We start from the raw sequence: 15,078 nt of genomic DNA, 5'->3' as shown, positions 1-15,078 counted from the left end.
GTATGTTTCGGACAATGGCGTCGAATGTTACAAGCGCACGGAGCGTTCGAGGGAGTCGGTCAGCCACAGGTGGGTGGAGCCGAGCGTGGCCACCTCGCCGCTGACCTCGGTCACCAGCCGCCAGTAGCGGCGCATCCGCGGCTCGCGCTCGTGAGCCACGTCCGTCAGCAGCCGCCTCCGGAACTCCGGGGTGTCGCCACTGGCGCGCACGCCGGCGTGCGCCGCCACGAACCGGTCGAGCTCGGGCCCCTCCCGAGGCGCCTCACCCGCCAGCACCAGGGGCTCGGCCAGCCCGCACGCCTCGCCGACCCCGGACATCAGCGCGTCCTCATCGGAGATCAGCTCGATGTTGACGCGGGCCCGCTCCAGCAGGGCGCGAGTCAGCGATCGGTCTCCCGCCAAGGCGACCAGCTCGGCGTACGCCACCACCTGCGACGGGGTCGGGTCGATGGGCGGCTCGGGCACGGCCATGGACACGAACGCCGTGAACATGCCCTCGGAGATCGGGGCCAGCATCGCGCGCCGCCAGAAGTCGATCACCGCGTCGCGGGCGGCGGGGCCTGCCTCCACGGCGGCCAGCACCTCCAGCCGGGCGGCCCGCTCGGCCGGGCAGGCCTCTTCGACGGCCCGCAGCGAGGCCCGCCGCCAGGCCAGGTCGGCGAGCTGGATGTCGAGCGCGGCCCGCTCGGCCGCCACGACCTCGTCCACAGAGCGTTCTCCATCAAGCACGCGCCTGATGGAGACCAGTCCGAGCCCGAGCCCGCGCAACCTCCTGACCAGGCCGAGCCGGTCCACGGCCGCCGGGTCGAATCTGCGGTGCCCGCCCGTGCTCCGCACGGAGTCGATGAGGCCCTCGTCGCAGTAGAAGCGGATCGTCCGCACCGGCACGCCGGTCAACCGGGCCAGCTCGCCGATTCCGAGGGTGTCATCGCGTAAAGGCACTTGAACCTCCACTTGACTGGAGTTCCTACGGTACCGGCGTAAGCGTTCACGCGATCGAGGGGAGTTTCGCCATGCTGGACGTCGAACGGCTGGAGGAAGGGCTGCGGGAGCAGACCGCGGGGTTCGCCCGCGCGGCCACCGGAGGGGATCCGCAGGCCATCGTGCCGACCTGCCCGGAGTGGCCGTTGCGGGTGCTTGTGGGGCACATCGGGCAGGCACACCGGTGGACGGCCGAACTCCTGCGCAAGGGTGAGCCGGTGTCCGTCCCCGACCCATGGCAGGCCGAGCCCGGCGCGCCCGAGGGGTGGGAGGAGTGGCTGCGGGCGGGCGCCGAGGACCTGCTCGACGCCCTCAGGGAGAGCGGCGCGGACATGGAGATGTGGACGTTCCTCGGGCCGCGGCCGGCGCTCTTCTGGCTGCGGCGGATGCTGGCCGACACCGCCGTCCACCACTACGACGCGGCGGCCACGACGGGGGCCGTGTTCGAGATCGCCGGCGATCTGGCGCTCGACGTGGTCGACGAGGGCATGGAGATGCTGGTGGCGCCGGGCGCCGAGCAGCTCAAGCCGGACCTGGTGGAGTTGCGGGGCCGGGGTGAGCGGCTCGGCGTGCGGCCCCGCTCGGGGGACGGCTGGGTGCTCATCCGGACGCCGGAGGGGCTGCGGTGCGAGCGCGGGCCGGTCCCGGCCGAGGCCGACGTGGTGGTGTCGGGTGCGGCGGCGGACCTCATGCTGGTGTGCTCACGCCGCCTCCCCCTCGGCGACGCCCGGGTGGAGATCACCGGGGACCGCGCCCTGATGGAGCACTGGCTGGCCCGGATGGCGTTCTGACGCGGCTCACCTGGTTTCGACGAGGCCAACCACCGCTCCACCTGCCGCACGGCCTCCGCGCGGCACCTGGCATTCGACACCCGGCTCGGATGCTGCTCGAGAGTGGTCGCTAGACGAGGGCGACGCGCACCACCGGTGACCAGCGGGTGCAGCTCGACTTCTGGCCGGGAATGCCCCTCCTGCAGAGCTGGACCATGACGTCCACGTACGACCCGGCGGGAGCCGTGAAGGTGAACTTGCGGGCGACACCCGCCTTCACCTCCCGCTGCGCTCCGGCGCCGGTGCGGAGGTTGTAGTAATAGCCGGGCGCGTCACCATAGCCGCCGTAATACAGGGTGACGTTGTTCGTGCACGAGTTGTACCGGGCGCCCAGGTACGGGGTGTCGTTGTACTCGTACCTGGTGGGGTTGCTGCCGGTCCGGTAGCCGGTCCGCGACGTGCCGTCCCGGATGTCGCAGTTCTGCGCCGTGACGGCGGCCTGTACCGTCGTGGTGGCCCCGGCCTGCGTTGCGGATGCCGACAGCAACCCGGCGGTCATCAAGGACGACGCCATGGCGGCGCCGACGAGCATTCTTGCCTTCATGAGATTCCCCTGTCTCGGAACTGCCTACTCCGATGACTTTGAAGGCGCGGCACCCCCGGCCGCATGAGTAGCCCCTACTCAAAACCGGCGGGGCTCTGCGGCGGCGGGAAAGGGCTGGCTCGGATGTGGCCGGCGCCGAAAGTCCGGGCTGGCTCGGATCCGGGATCCGGGCTGGCCCGGATCCCTGGCGCCGCTCTCCTGACTAGCGTCGCGAGTGGGGAGGTGCCAGTGGAATCCGAATGGCCGTTCACCGCTCGCAGGTCCGAAATGGAGTCCCTCGCTTCTGGGGCGGTCGCCGTCGGGGAAGCTGGGGCCGGCAAGTGCAGGTTGCTGCGGGAGGCCGCGCGGCGTGCGGGCGGCGGGCTCGTCACCGTCGCGGCCGAGCCGAGCGTCCCGTTCGGCGCCTTCGCGCACCACGACCCGGCCTCGCACCGTCGCGTCCTCGCCGTCCTGGCCTTCCTCCGCTCGGCCGGCACCCGCTGACCCGCGGACGATTCGGACGCTCACCCCCGCCGAGACCTGCCTGGCATCCCTGTCGTCTCAACTGTCGAGGAAGCGCAGGATGGCGAGCACGCGGCGGCTGTAGCCGGGGTCGCGGGGCAGGTCGAGCTTGTCCATGATGGCGTTGACGTGCTTTTCGACCGTACTGAGCGAGACGTGCATACGCGCGGCGACGGCGGCGTTCGTCAGACCTTGGGCGAGGTGCCGCAGCACCTCGGCTTCGCGCGGGCTCAGCTTGCTCAGCGGGTCGGCGTGGGTGGTGCGGGCGAGGAGCTGGCGCACCACCTCGGGGTCGAACACGGTGCCGCCCGTACGCACCCGCTCCAGCGACTCCAGGAAATCGGCCACCTCCGAGACCCGGTCCTTGAGCAGGTAGCCGAGCCCTTCGGTGCGCCCAGCCAGCAGCCTGGCCGCGTAGTGCTGCTCGACGTACTGGGACAGGACGAGCACGCCGACCTCCGGCCGGCGATCCCGGATCTCCAACGCCGCTCGCAGGCCTTCGTCCTTGTGGGCGGGCGGCATGCGCACGTCGATCACGGCCACGTCCGGGCGGTGGTGTTCGACCGCGTCGAGCAGCGCGGATGCGTCCCCGACGGCGGCGACGACCTCGTGGCCGGCGTCGTCGAGCAGCCGGGTCAGGCCCTCGCGCAGGAGCACGGAGTCGTCGGCCAGGATCACCCGCACGGCTCGGCCTTCGGCAGCGTGGCGACGATTTTGGTGGGGCCGCCGGGCGGGCTGTCCACGACGAACTCGCCGTCCAGCGCCAGCACCCGCCTGGCCAGCCCGGACAGCCCGCCGCCCGACGGCTCGGCGCCGCCCTTGCCGTCGTCCGAGATCGCCACCCGCACCGTCCGCTCGTCCTCGCTCAACACGACCAGGATGTCACGTGCTCCGGCGTGCTTGACCGCGTTCGTGATGGCCTCGCGAGCCACGAAGTAGACAGCGGTCTCGATCTCGGAGACCGGTCGCTCGGCCAGTCCGTAGTGCACGGTCACCGGCACGCTCGACCGCTCGGCCACGCCCGCGAGCGCGGCACGCAGTCCCAGCTCGTCGAGTGCGGTCGGGTAAATGCGCCAGGCCACGCTCCGCAGCTCGTCGAGGAGGTGGCGCGACTCGGCGTAGGCCTGGGCGACCAGCTCGCCGGTCGTGTCGTGGTCGCTGCTGTGCTGGGCGCGGCCGAGCAGCATGGCGAGGGCCACGCCGCGTTGCTGCACTCCGTCGTGCAGGTCGCGTTCGATTCTGCGGCGCTCGTCGTCCACGGCCTTGACGATGCCGGAACGGGTCGCGGTCAGCTCGGCGATGCGTCTGCTCATCTGCTCGTGGCGGTCGGGGCCGAGGAAGCGGCCGGCCAGCCGCCGTTCGAGGGACCCGACGGCCAGGATCATGAGGGCGGTCAGGGCCAGCAGCGCCAGCCCGCTGGTCACGCCGAGCACGCCGCTGCTGGTGACCACTTTCACCCCCGGCAGGTTCACGGGCACCTGCTCGGACTCGCCCCAGGCCAGGTCCCACGACCCGCCGAGCAGGAGCAGACCGGTGAGGAACAGGGCGGAGGCGCAGACGTACCCGCCGAGCACGCCCAGCGTGGCACGGGCGGCGAGGAAGCCGTAGCCGGCCTCCCCCGACGTCTCGTGGCCGAACCATCGGGCGAGCCTGGCACGTTCGACGGACACCAGCCTCGCCAGGCCCCGCGCGGCGGCGGGGCGGATCGCCGGCACCATCGACGCGGGCCACGCCACGCTCAGGAAGGCCAGCTCGACGACGCCCAGCGCCATCCCCAGGAACACGCCGGCCAGCACGCGGACGACCCGCTGGCCGTGATCCGACGCTGCCACGGCCCGAGTCTAGGCGTCGCGGCGGCGCAGCACCGCGTGGCCGATCGCCAGCGCGGCCGCTGTCCAGGCCAGCAGCCAGGCCAGTCCTTCGCCCGCCGGGTACGGGATCGGCCCGCCGGTCAGGTTGTCGGTGCTGCCCATGAACGCCAGCCCCGCGAACAGCGGCATGCGCAGCGACGCCTCCAGCGCCGCCTGGCTCCCCGTCATGAGCAGCAGCAGAGGCAGACCCATGAGCAGCATGAACACGACGGTCAGCGTGCCTGCCGCGCTGCGCATGGCGGTGCCCACGCCCACGGTCATCACCGACAGCAGCGCGAAGAACCCGCCGACGGCGAGCAGGTCGGCCACGACCTCGCCGGCGGGCAGCACCACCAGCCCGCCGAACGCGTCGGCCGACAGCAGCAGGTAGACGGCCGCCGTCGCCACGGCGCCCGACAACACGCCCGCCGCGGCCATCGCCGGAACCACCACCAGCGCCTTCGCCGCCAGCATCACACCGCGGACGGGGACGGCCTGCAGGGTGACACGGACGGCGCCGGAGGAGTACTCGGAGGTGATCGTCAGCATCGCCAGCGCCACGAGCGCGAACTGGGCGAAGGCTGCCGCGGACACCACAGGCTCGCTCGCGACGACCGGCGTGGCCGCGCCCTCCCGCCGCAGCGCCTCCGTGGCCGTCGCGCCGCCCAGCGTCAGGGCGCTGAGCACCATGAGCACCGTCGCGGCGGCCAGGCACCACCACGTCGACCGCACGGACCAGAACTTGCCCCATTCGGCGCCGATCGCCTGCCACAACGTGCTCACGCCTCCGCCTTTCCCGCGCCGTACTCGACGCTCTGCGCCGTAAGCTCCTGGTATGCCTGCTCGAGCGACGCCTCCCGGGTCCGCAGCTCGTGCAGCCTGATCCCCGCCTCGTGCGCCAGGTCGCCCACCCGCTCGATCGGCGCCCCTGTGGCGACCAGTTCGTTCTCCGCCTGGCGCGCCACCTCGACCCCGGCGGCGCGCAGTCGTGCGGCCAGCTCCCTGGCGTGCGGGGTGCGGACGACCACGGCCGTCAGCGAGCTGCCCGCGATGACGTCCGCGAGCGGGGCGTCCATGAGGAGCCGCCCCTTCCCGATCACCACCAGGTGGTCCGCGGTCAGCTGCATCTCGCTCATGAGGTGGCTGGAGACGAACACCGTGCGGCCCTCCGCGGCCAGCGACCTCATGAGGCCGCGTACCCAGCGCACCCCGTCGGGGTCGAGCCCGTTGACGGGCTCGTCGAACATCAGCACCTCGGGGTCGCCCAGCAGCGCCGCCGCGATCCCGAGCCGCTGGCTCATGCCGAGCGACAACGTCCCGGCCCGTTTGCGCGCCGCGCCGGCCATCCCGACGGTCTCCAGCACCTGCGCGACGCGCCGCCGCGAAATGCCGTTGCTGCGCGCCAGCGCCGCCAGGTGCGCGTACCCGCTGCGGCCGGGGTGCAGCGCGCGTGCGTCGAGCAGCGCCCCCACGGTGCTCAGCGGGTTCCTGATCTTCCGGTACGGCCTGCCGCCGATGAGCGCCGTGCCTGAGGTGGGATGGTCGAGCCCGAGCACGAGCCGCATCGTCGTCGACTTGCCGGCTCCGTTCGGCCCCAGGAACCCGGTCACCGTGCCGGGCTTCAACGCCAGCGACAGGTGGTCCACGACGAGCCGGTCGCCGTAGCGTTTGCTCAAACCCTTGAGACTGATCACGCCGCCTCACGCTAGGCAGCCGAAGCCCGAGCCACCATGGGGGCGGACCGTCGACCTCGATGGCGGAAAACCGCAACGGCCCGCCCGGGGCGCGTTCAACCCGCTGACCGCCACCGGCACGGCGCCGGACGAGGCGCGGCGCTTGTGCGAGGACGCGGCCCACGGGCTGGCGCCGGCGCTGCGGGACATCGAATTCACGGAACGGCACCTGGTGGAACGCTGCTCGACACCGAGGTACGGCGGGCGATCAATCGCACATCACCGCTTCCTACGAGAATCCCGGCTGGATCAGAAAATCTGCGGCCGGCGTGGCGACGTTTTTCACGTGCGGCATGTGGCGGCCGAGATGGAGCAAACGGGCCGACCGCCCATGCGACGACCGCCGCTATTGCTGGCATGCAGATAGCGGTTGCTCCAATTGCGGCGACTGCTCGCTCTGACCTGCACGTTTTATTATCCAAAGGGCATTGGACAATGTTCGGACATTGATCGCTTGGCGGTGGCGGCGACGGCACGCGACAGTTGGTGGCGGAAAGAACGACCACCACCCAGCGAAATGGGGGAAATTTGCCATGAGAATTCGTGGGAAAGTCACGCTCACCATCGCCGCGATGGCCGGCTCGACGTTCGCCTATTCAACGGCGGCGGCCCCGTCGTTCGCCGTTTCCAATACGGCCGCCGTTTCCGCCGCCCCGCAGCAGGCGCTCGACGTCATCCGGGGGAAGACGCGCTGCTTCAGCTACTCCTACGGCGACGACGGCACGACGAGCGTCACGGTCTACTTCCACAATCGCTGCAAGCACTCACGCGGGATCAAGATTCGGGTCGCGCAGGCGAAGGACGCCTGCATCTGGGTACGGGGCGGGGACTTCGACAAGAAGAAGTTCAAGGGGGCGCGCCCCACCGTGCAGTCGATCAAGGAAGTCTCGCACTGCGGCTGACGCCCTGATCCCGTGTTCCGTGCCGGGCCCCGGCCGCGCTGCCGGGGCCCGGCCCCCCCTTTCGATGGTTTTGGTAGCCTCCGTGGGATGGTGCAGTCGTCCGGACCTCAGGACGAAGCGGCGGCGTCGCGGCGGGGGCGCAAGCCGATCCGGCCGGATCCGGCGTCCGGCCCTGTCGCGCTGTTCGCACACCGGCTGTGGGAGCTCAAGGAACAGGCGGGCGACCCCTCGTTCGCCGACATGGCCTCGCGCCTCGGCGCGGCTGCCTCCAAGTCGTCGCTGGCGGCCGCGGCCCGCGGGAGCGCGCTGCCGACCTGGGAGACGACGTGGGAGTTCGTCCGGGTGCTGGCGGTCGACCGGCTGGGGCGGGACGCCGAGGAGGCCAGGCGCGAGTGGCGGGCCCATTGGGAGCTGGCCGCGAGCACCGCACAGACCGAGACCGCTCCCCCTCCCGAGGCCGCATCCCGCCCCGAGACCGCACCTCACGCCGATGTGCGCTCTGATGCCGCGTCCCATGCCGCCGACCTCGAAACGGTGGCCGAGGCCACCGAAACCGAGGTCCTCATGGCGGAGAACCCCGTCGCCCGAGCCCGATCCACCCCATCCAAATCCCTGATCGCAGCGATCGTGACCGGCGCGACCGGTCTCGCCGCCGCGCTCTTCGCCTGGCTCGCCCCGGGTCCGGAGCCGGCCGAGCCCGCCGCCCGCAGCACCCCGGCGCCGTCGAACTCCTCCTTCGACGACTCCCTCTTCGAGGGGGACGTCACCCATCCGGACGGGACGGTGGTGAAGAAGGGGACGGAGTTCACCAAGATCTGGCGGATCAGGAACGCCGGCACCATCCCCTGGCAGGACCGCTATCTCACCCGCCTGAACGACACGCCGTGCAAAGCTCCGAAACGCGTCGCGATCCGCCCGGTCCAGCCGGGCCAGTCGGTCGAGATCGCGGTGCGCGTCCGCGCCGCCGACTCCCCCGGCCGATGCAAAATCTACTGGAAGATGACCGACGCGGCCGGGGCCGAGTTGCTCACCGCCAAGAAACCGATCTTCCTGGACGTGGTGGTCGCCTGACGGGTCAGCGCTCGAAGAGCGTCCTGGCCACGTCGAAGGACTGGCCGGCCACGTCCTCCTCGGCCCGCCGGTACGCCTCGATCACGGCCTCGGCCAGCGCCTGCGAGCCCAGCCGCAGCGCACGGGGATCGATGCGGAGCGCGGTCAGTGACCCGCTGGGCGACAGCTCGACCGCGACCTGGCCGCCGGCGCTCTCGCCCCGCCCTCTGGTCTCGGCCAGCAGGCGGGTCGCCTCCTCGAACCCGGCCGCGTGCGCCGCCAGCTCCGCGAGGGCGCGGTCGATCTCCGGATCGCCGGAACGGGGTGTCGTCATCGTGGTTCCTTACGTCAGCGCTTGAAGATGAACGCCCTCGGGGCGTGCGCCAGGGCCGAGCGCAGCGCGCCCTCGTCCGACAAGCCGCCGCTGGCGACGAGCGGGTAGATGGTGGCGGCCGACAGCGTGCGGCGGAAGAACTTGCCCGCCGGGCCCGCGCCTAGCAACGTCTCGGTGAGCTGCGTCTTCGGGATGAACTTGCGGACGTCGCTCAGGGCCTTGATGCCGCCGTTGTAGGCCATCTCGGCGGCGAAATGCTTGCCCGCGTACGCCCAGAGGTTGCCCATCGGCTGGCCGGTCGCGGCCGAGCTGGCCGCGTGCACGCCGGTCTTGAGCACGGTCCACAGCACGGAGTCGGCCACCGCGTCCAGGCCCTCCCGCACCAGGTACTCGCCGACCTTACGCTTGCCGATCCGGTACTGGAGGATCCACTGGACGGTCTTCTGGAAGATCGTGCGCTCCAGTCTGGCCCTGGCCTGCAGGTACCGGAAGGCCCTCAGGGCGGCTTCCCTGGCCGCCGGGTAGACGAAGCCGAACATCATCGTGAACGCCATGGCGGCGAGCATGGTGCCGATGATCCACAGCTGTTCCCGGTGCTCGTCCACGGCGTTGGCGTAGTCGTCGCAGCCGTCGGCCAGTTCGCGCAGCTCCTCCTGGAGCGCGGCGTAGCGGGGGGCGAGCTCGTACGGCCACACGTCCGCGAACCGGGACACGGCTTGGCTGTCGTTGGCCTTGCGTACCACGGCGACGCCGGTCTCGGTCTGGCGGGCGAGCTCACCGATGGAGTCGGCGAACTCGCGCAGGTCCCGGGCGCGGGCCCGCAAATTGGACGTGTCGGCCTCAGGCACGTACACGCCGGCGAACCAGGCGAGGGCCTGGAAGGGGTCGAACATCAGGCACCCTCCTTGCGTGGCGGGGCCTGCGGGATCGGCGCGTCCGGGATGTCCGGGATTTTCGGGAGCGTGTTGATGATCTGCTGCTCCAGGTAGTCCCACATCTTGTCGAAGTCACGCAGGTTGCCGGCCCACGTGAAGTTCTTGTCGGCGATGCGGCGCAGGGCGCCGGTGAGGGAGTCGTAGCCGTCGGCGTACCACTCGGCGAAGCGCCGGCCGTCGTCGTCGCCGCCGACCAGGCCGGAGGTGCCGGCCAGCGACGTGGAGGCGCGCTGCCGCGCCACCACGTCGTCGCCGGTCTTGTCGAACAGCCTGGCCAGCTCGCGTATCGAGGTCCAGTCGATCAGCACCCCCTGCCCGGAGTTCGGCGCGGGGCCCGGCTCCCGGCTCCGGTCGTCAGGAACGTGCGGGACTTCCGCCGTGGGGAAAGGGGTGGGCGTCGGCGCCGACGTGGTCGGGCTGGGCGCCGGCGTCTCCGACGGGCTCGGACTTGGCGTGCCCGAAGGCGTCGGGCTCGGGGTGCCGGAGGGCGTCGGACTCGGCGTCCCCGAAGGGGTCGGACTTGGGGTGCCGGAGGGCGTCGGATTCGGCGTGTCCGAGGGCGTCGGGCTCGGCGTCCCTGAAGGCGTCGGGCTCGGAGTGCCGGTGGGCGTAGGGGTGGCTGAGGACGTCGGGGTGGGCGTGGACGTGGGACTGGCGGTCGTCGTCGCCGTGGGGCCTGGACCGGTCACGGGGCTCGGCCCATCGGACGAATCCGCCATTAACACTCCATTCACTACAAAACCACCAGTAACAATGACATCAGCACGATAACACCGACAAATTTCCCCAGTGTTAACCGTGGCGTTTAAATCAGGACTGGTGTGCGTTCATCCACTCAGGGGTCTCCCTGAGCAGCTCGTCCAGGTCCTCGAGGAGTTCCTCCTCGACGCGCCCCGCCCGCGCCAGCTCCTCCACCCGCTGGCACAACGCGGCCTCGCGCCCGGCCCCCACGGTCGCGCAGCTGCCCTTGAGCCGGTGCGCCAGCGCCGCCACCTCCGGCAGATCCCCGTCCCGCGCCGCCCGGAGCAGATCCTCGAACGTCCGCCGAGCGGTCGCGAGGTACGCCTGCGCGACATCCGCCACCGCCTCCGCCGACAGGCCCGCCAGCTCGGCCGGAAGACCGGCGTAGGAGGCCCACTCCGGAATCCTGGCGAGCACCCGCGGCCAGTCCACCGGCTTGGCCAGATGGTCGTCCATGCCGGCTTCGAGGCACCGGATCCGGTCGTCCGGCATGGCCGCCGCGGTCATCGCGATGATCGGGGTACGCGCCTCCTCGCGACCCCTGATCTCCTCGGTCGCGGCCAGCCCGTCGAGCACGGGCAGCTGGCAGTCCATGAACACCAGGTCGTAGCCGCCGGCCAGCACGGCGCGCACCGCCTGCTCGCCGTCCTCGACGGTGTCCACCTCGTGCCCGGCCTGCCGCAGGACGAGCATGGCCACCTGACGGCTGACCTCGTCGTCCTCGGCCACCAGGATGCGCACGCCCTCGGCGGCGCCCGCGGCGACCGGCGTGCCCTCGCGCGGCTCCCCGGAGCACTCGGCGGTGCCCAGGGCGTTCTCCACGGCGGCGAGCAGGCGGCGCCGGCTGAGCGGCCGGGTGATCGACTGCACGGGCCGCTCCCCGGCGGACGGCCAGGCGAAACGGGCCCGGCCCGGCGTGACGACCACGACGACGCTGGTGGTCTGGAGCAGCGGGTCGCTGAGGATGGCGTGCGCGAGCGTCTCGCCGTCCTGGGCTGCGCCGAGCTTTCCGGGGCCGAGCTCTCCGGGGCCGAGCTCTCCGGCGCCAAGGTCGAGCGCGACCACGGCCAGCTCGTACGGGCTGCCGCCGGCCGCCGCGTCGTGCAGGCAGGCCAGCGCGGACCGGGCGTCCCTGGTCTCCTTCACGGAGAGCCCCGCGTCGGAGAGGTAGCGCCCGGCCAGCGCCCGGTCCTCGGGGCGCGGGTCGGCGACCAGCGCGCGCCGCCCCGCCAGCGCCCCGGCCCCTGGTTCGGACCACGTCAGAACGTCCACCGGCAGCCGCACCCAGAACCGGCTGCCCACTCCCTCCACGCTGTCGAGGCCGATCTCCCCGCCCATGAGTTCGGTGAGCTGCCTGGAGATGGCGAGGCCCAGGCCGCTCCCGCCGGTCCGGCGCGTGATGGGCGAGTCGACCTGGCGGAAGACCCCGAAGACCCGCTCCCGGTCGTCGGGGCCGACGCCGATGCCGGTGTCGGAGACGGCGAACCCGAGCACCACCCGCGAGCTGCCCGGCTCGCCCTCGTGCAGCGTGACGTGCAGGTCGACGCCGCCCTGGACGGTGAACTTCAGTGCGTTGCCGATCAGGTTCGTGAGGATCTGCCGCAGCCGGGCCGGGTCGCCCGCCACCTGCCGCGGCACGTGTTCGTCGAGCCGCAGCGTGAGCCAGAGGCCCTGCTCGTAGGCCAGCGGCGCGAGCGGCGCCACCACTTCGTCGCACAGCCGCGGCAGGTCGAACGGCGCCGCGTCGACCTGCAGGTGGCCCGCCTCGATCCTGGACAGGTCGAGAAAGTCGTCGAGCAGGCGCAGCACGTTCTGGGCCGACTCCTGGCCGGTGGTGGCGTAGTAGCGCTGCTCGTCGTCCAGCCGGGTGCCCATGAGCAGCGAGTTCATGCCGAGCACGCCATTGATCGGGGTGCGGATCTCGTGGCTGATCTTGGCCAGGAACTCGGATTTGGCGCTGGAGGCCTGGACCGCCTCGTCCCTGGCGTCGGCGAGTTCGGCCGCGTACCTGGCCAGGGTGGCCTGCGCCCGGCGGCGGCCGCGCGTGGTGTGGATCTGGATGCCCAGGCCGATGAGGATGAGCAGGGCGAGCAGGGCCGCCACCGTCATCACGTTGCCGCGCAGCTTCTCGGCGGAGGCCAGCGCCTCGGATGCGGCGACCTCGGCGGTCACCGTCCAGCCGACGCCCGGGATGGGCTCGGAGGCCGACAACACGGCGCCGTCGATGCCGTGGAAGGGGCCGTTCCAGGTGCGTGCCATCAACGCCGCGTCCACCCGTGGGTCCTCGCGCAGGGAGGTGAGGGCGTACAGCTGCCTGCCGGGGTCGGCGACGAGCACGCCGGCCTGGTCGGTGATCAGCAGCCGGATGTCCTGGGCCTCGGCCGCGTCCTTGGCGAACCGCTGGATGGCGTCCAGGCTGTAGACCACGGTGAGAATGCCGATCATCCGCTTCCCGTCGGCGCTCGGGATGGGCACGGCCACGGCGACGGCTCTGGACAGGTCGCGCATCGTGGGCGTGTAGGCCTGCGAGACGTACGGCTGGCGCTGGTCGCGCACCGCCCGGTACCAGTCGGTGTTGCCGATGTCCTGAGGCAGGGCGCTCTGCGGCTCGGCGCCCAGCATGTCGCCTTCAGGGGAGATGAGGATCAGGCCGCTGACGCCGTCGCGCATCTGCTTCAGTTCGCCGAGGTAGCCCTGCAGGGTGGCGGCGGTGGCGTTCTCGACCGCCTGGCGTACCCGGGGCTGCTGGGCGAACGCGCTGACGAGCTGCTTGAGCGAGCCCATCTGCTGATCCACCACGACCCTGCTGACCGACGCGGTGGTCTTGACCCGGTCGGTGACCTCGTCGCGTACCGCCTGCTCGGTCAGGGAGATGCTGGAGGCGGTCAGCAGCGCCAAGGGAAGCAGCCCGAGCAGCGTCCACAGGGCCGTCACCGCGAGCAGCCATCTCACCGGCGTCCGTCTCCCTGTCGCTCGAGCCTGTCACTCGGGTACAGAGTAGGAGGGATCGGGCGCGCGTGGGAGGATCGCCGTGAGCAGAATGCGCTAAAGTCGATCTTATTTAACAAAAGCCTCCTAAGCTGCTCAGAACCGCTGTCAGTAGAAGCGAGGAGTGTGGCGATGCCTGTATCCAGGGACATCACCGTTCTCATCGTGGACGACGACCCGGTGGTGACCGCCGCGCTGCAGGCGCAGGTGAACCGGGTCCTCGGGTTCCGAGTGGTGGGGATCGCGCACAGCGGGCACGCGGCGCTGGCGGCCGCGGCCCGGTTCGCGCCGCGGCTGGTCCTGCTCGACCTGCATCTGCCGGACCTGCCTGGCCTGGAGGTCGCGCACCGGCTGCGCCGGCCCGATCAGCCGCCGGCCGACATCATCGTGATCTCCGGGCGCAAAGAGTCGGCGACGGTACGCGCGGCCATCCAGCGCGGCGCCCTCTACTACCTGGTCAAGCCGACCAGGGCCGGCACGCTCGAGCAGACGCTGCTGCGCTACGCGGCGACGACCGAGCAACTGGAGTCCGGCGGCCGGTTCGCCGAGCAGCAGGAGATCGACCGGATCTTCCGCCTGCTCCACATCGACCACGTCGACCGGCCGAAGAGCATCTCCGCGGCCACCGAGCAGGCGGTGCTCGACGCGCTGGCCGAGGTCGAGGAGGACGTGTCGGCGCACGAGCTGGCCGCCTCCATCGGCGTCAGCCGCGCCACCGCCCGCCGTTACCTGGAGCATCTGGCCGACCGCGGCCTGGTGGAGGCCCGGCCGAGGTACGGGCCGACCGGCCGGCCGCAGCACCGGTACCGGTCGCGGTGACCAGGCTTCGCACCCTGTTCGTGGTGCTGCTGTGCCTGCTGCCCGCGGGCTGCGCGAGCTCCGAGGCGGCGGCGTTCCCCGAGGGCTCGACCATGGCGCGCATCAGGGACCGCGGCGTGCTCGTCGTGGGCATCAAGTTCGACCAGCCGATGTTCGGCTACAAAGACCCGGCGACCGGGCGGATCACCGGGTTCGACGCGGAGATGGCCCGGCTGGTGGCCAAGGACCTGACCGGAAGCGAGCGCAACATCCGTTTCGTCGAGACGGTTTCGCGCGAGCGGGAGAACTTCATCGCCCAGCAGGTCGTGGACCTCGTCATCGCCACGTACTCGATCACCGAGGCCCGCTCCCAGCTGGTGACCTTCACCGACCCCTACTACTACGCGGGGCAGGACCTGCTGGTCAGGGCGGCCGACACCCGCATCGACGACGTGTCGGATCTCGCTGGCAAGAAAGTGTGCACGGCCAAGGGCTCCACGTCCGTCGAGCGGCTGCTCGGCGAGCTGTCCCGCGAGAACCTGGCGATCGTGGACGGCTACAGCGAGTGCGTGCCGGCGCTGCTGGCCGGCCACGTCGACGCGATCAGCACCGACGACACCATCCTGCTCGGCCTGCAGGAGCAGCATCCGAGCGCGCTGCGGCTGGTCGGCAAGCCGTTCGGCAAGGAGCCGTACGGGATGGGCATCCGCAAGCACGACACGGTCTTCCGCGACTACCTCAACGGGCTGATCGCCCGCTGGCTGGCCGACGGCCAGTGGGATCGGGCCTACCGGGACACCATCGGCGTCTTCCCCGGGGCCACGTCCGACCAGTCCAAACCTGCTCGCCGCTGACCAGTATCGCTAATTTCTGAGCAAAACGATCACAAGC

General features: G+C 71.3%; 17 protein-coding genes. 7 read left to right on the top strand and 10 right to left on the bottom strand.

What is annotated here, in order from left to right; translation table 11 throughout:
* Positions 1-27 precede the first annotated feature (27 nt).
* Positions 28-942, bottom strand: a complete 915-nt coding sequence (locus Q9G87_RS33080; RefSeq protein WP_305920463.1) for a MerR family transcriptional regulator — start codon at positions 940-942, stop codon at positions 28-30.
* Positions 943-1,013: 71 nt separating this feature from the next.
* Between Q9G87_RS33080 and Q9G87_RS33075 the strand changes: the two genes are divergently transcribed.
* Complete coding sequence (locus tag Q9G87_RS33075) at positions 1,014-1,772, top strand: maleylpyruvate isomerase family mycothiol-dependent enzyme (protein ID WP_305920462.1); 759 nt, start codon at positions 1,014-1,016, stop codon at positions 1,770-1,772.
* A 109-nt stretch (positions 1,773-1,881) separates the two neighbouring features.
* Here the strand turns inward: Q9G87_RS33075 and Q9G87_RS33070 are convergent, their stop codons facing one another.
* Positions 1,882-2,355, bottom strand: a complete 474-nt coding sequence (locus tag Q9G87_RS33070) for a hypothetical protein (protein WP_305920461.1) — start codon at positions 2,353-2,355, stop codon at positions 1,882-1,884.
* A gap of 228 nt (positions 2,356-2,583) precedes the next feature.
* On the opposite strand from Q9G87_RS33070, the gene Q9G87_RS33065 reads away from it, so the two are divergent.
* Positions 2,584-2,838, top strand: a complete 255-nt coding sequence (locus tag Q9G87_RS33065; RefSeq protein ID WP_305920460.1) for a hypothetical protein — start codon at positions 2,584-2,586, stop codon at positions 2,836-2,838.
* Between the two features lie 57 nt (positions 2,839-2,895).
* On the opposite strand, the gene Q9G87_RS33060 is transcribed toward Q9G87_RS33065, so the two are convergent.
* From Q9G87_RS33060 to Q9G87_RS33045, 4 genes are read right to left on the bottom strand one after another with little or no spacing between them, the layout of a single operon-like run.
* On the bottom strand, positions 2,896-3,540 hold the full coding sequence (locus Q9G87_RS33060) for a response regulator transcription factor (protein ID WP_305920459.1): 645 nt from the start codon (positions 3,538-3,540) through the stop codon (positions 2,896-2,898).
* Positions 3,531-4,688, bottom strand: a complete 1,158-nt coding sequence (locus tag Q9G87_RS33055) for a sensor histidine kinase (RefSeq protein WP_305920458.1) — start codon at positions 4,686-4,688, stop codon at positions 3,531-3,533. The genes Q9G87_RS33060 and Q9G87_RS33055 overlap by 10 nt, the downstream gene beginning before the upstream one ends.
* A 9-nt stretch (positions 4,689-4,697) precedes the next feature.
* Positions 4,698-5,489, bottom strand: coding sequence for an ABC transporter permease (locus tag Q9G87_RS33050; RefSeq protein ID WP_305920457.1), 792 nt, complete (start codon positions 5,487-5,489; stop codon positions 4,698-4,700).
* Positions 5,486-6,400, bottom strand: coding sequence for an ATP-binding cassette domain-containing protein (locus tag Q9G87_RS33045; protein ID WP_305920456.1), 915 nt, complete (start codon positions 6,398-6,400; stop codon positions 5,486-5,488). The genes Q9G87_RS33050 and Q9G87_RS33045 overlap by 4 nt, the downstream gene beginning before the upstream one ends.
* A gap of 572 nt (positions 6,401-6,972) precedes the next feature.
* Between Q9G87_RS33045 and Q9G87_RS33040 the strand changes: the two genes are divergently transcribed.
* Positions 6,973-7,341 (top strand): hypothetical protein, encoded by a 369-nt coding sequence (locus Q9G87_RS33040; RefSeq protein ID WP_305920455.1) that lies wholly within the window; start codon positions 6,973-6,975, stop codon positions 7,339-7,341.
* A gap of 87 nt (positions 7,342-7,428) precedes the next feature.
* Positions 7,429-8,412, top strand: a complete 984-nt coding sequence (locus Q9G87_RS33035; protein ID WP_305920454.1) for an NBR1-Ig-like domain-containing protein — start codon at positions 7,429-7,431, stop codon at positions 8,410-8,412.
* A 4-nt stretch (positions 8,413-8,416) separates the two neighbouring features.
* Here the strand turns inward: Q9G87_RS33035 and Q9G87_RS33030 are convergent, their stop codons facing one another.
* From Q9G87_RS33030 to Q9G87_RS33020, 3 genes are read right to left on the bottom strand one after another with little or no spacing between them, the layout of a single operon-like run.
* Entirely contained in the window at positions 8,417-8,725 is a 309-nt protein-coding gene (locus tag Q9G87_RS33030) for a YbaB/EbfC family nucleoid-associated protein (RefSeq protein ID WP_305920453.1), read from the bottom strand.
* A 14-nt stretch (positions 8,726-8,739) separates the two neighbouring features.
* Complete coding sequence (locus Q9G87_RS33025; RefSeq protein WP_305920452.1) at positions 8,740-9,618, bottom strand: WXG100-like domain-containing protein; 879 nt, start codon at positions 9,616-9,618, stop codon at positions 8,740-8,742.
* A complete protein-coding gene (locus tag Q9G87_RS33020; protein ID WP_305920451.1) occupies positions 9,618-9,968 on the bottom strand; it encodes a hypothetical protein in 351 nt (116 codons plus the stop codon). Before Q9G87_RS33020 ends, Q9G87_RS33025 begins: the two co-directional genes overlap by 1 nt.
* Positions 9,969-10,038: 70 nt before the next feature.
* Here Q9G87_RS33020 and Q9G87_RS33015 point away from each other — a divergent pair, with 70 nt between their 5' ends.
* On the top strand, positions 10,039-10,431 hold the full coding sequence (locus tag Q9G87_RS33015) for a hypothetical protein (RefSeq protein WP_305920450.1): 393 nt from the start codon (positions 10,039-10,041) through the stop codon (positions 10,429-10,431).
* Positions 10,432-10,470: 39 nt separating this feature from the next.
* Here the strand turns inward: Q9G87_RS33015 and Q9G87_RS33010 are convergent, their stop codons facing one another.
* A complete protein-coding gene (locus Q9G87_RS33010; protein ID WP_305920449.1) occupies positions 10,471-13,353 on the bottom strand; it encodes a hybrid sensor histidine kinase/response regulator in 2,883 nt (960 codons plus the stop codon).
* 168 nt (positions 13,354-13,521) lie between these two features.
* Between Q9G87_RS33010 and Q9G87_RS33005 the strand changes: the two genes are divergently transcribed.
* Together Q9G87_RS33005 and Q9G87_RS33000 are read left to right on the top strand one after the other, a co-directional pair.
* On the top strand, positions 13,522-14,208 hold the full coding sequence (locus tag Q9G87_RS33005) for a response regulator (RefSeq protein ID WP_305920448.1): 687 nt from the start codon (positions 13,522-13,524) through the stop codon (positions 14,206-14,208).
* Entirely contained in the window at positions 14,205-15,041 is an 837-nt protein-coding gene (locus tag Q9G87_RS33000) for a glutamate ABC transporter substrate-binding protein (protein WP_305920447.1), read from the top strand. The genes Q9G87_RS33005 and Q9G87_RS33000 overlap by 4 nt, the downstream gene beginning before the upstream one ends.
* Positions 15,042-15,078: the final 37 nt, after the last annotated feature.

Origin of the sequence: Nonomuraea turcica (genome assembly GCF_030718205.1) — a bacterium.
Lineage (GTDB): Bacteria > Actinomycetota > Actinomycetes > Streptosporangiales > Streptosporangiaceae > Nonomuraea.
Note: the sequence above shows the minus strand (reverse complement) of the source record. Positions and strands in the feature narration are given on the sequence as shown.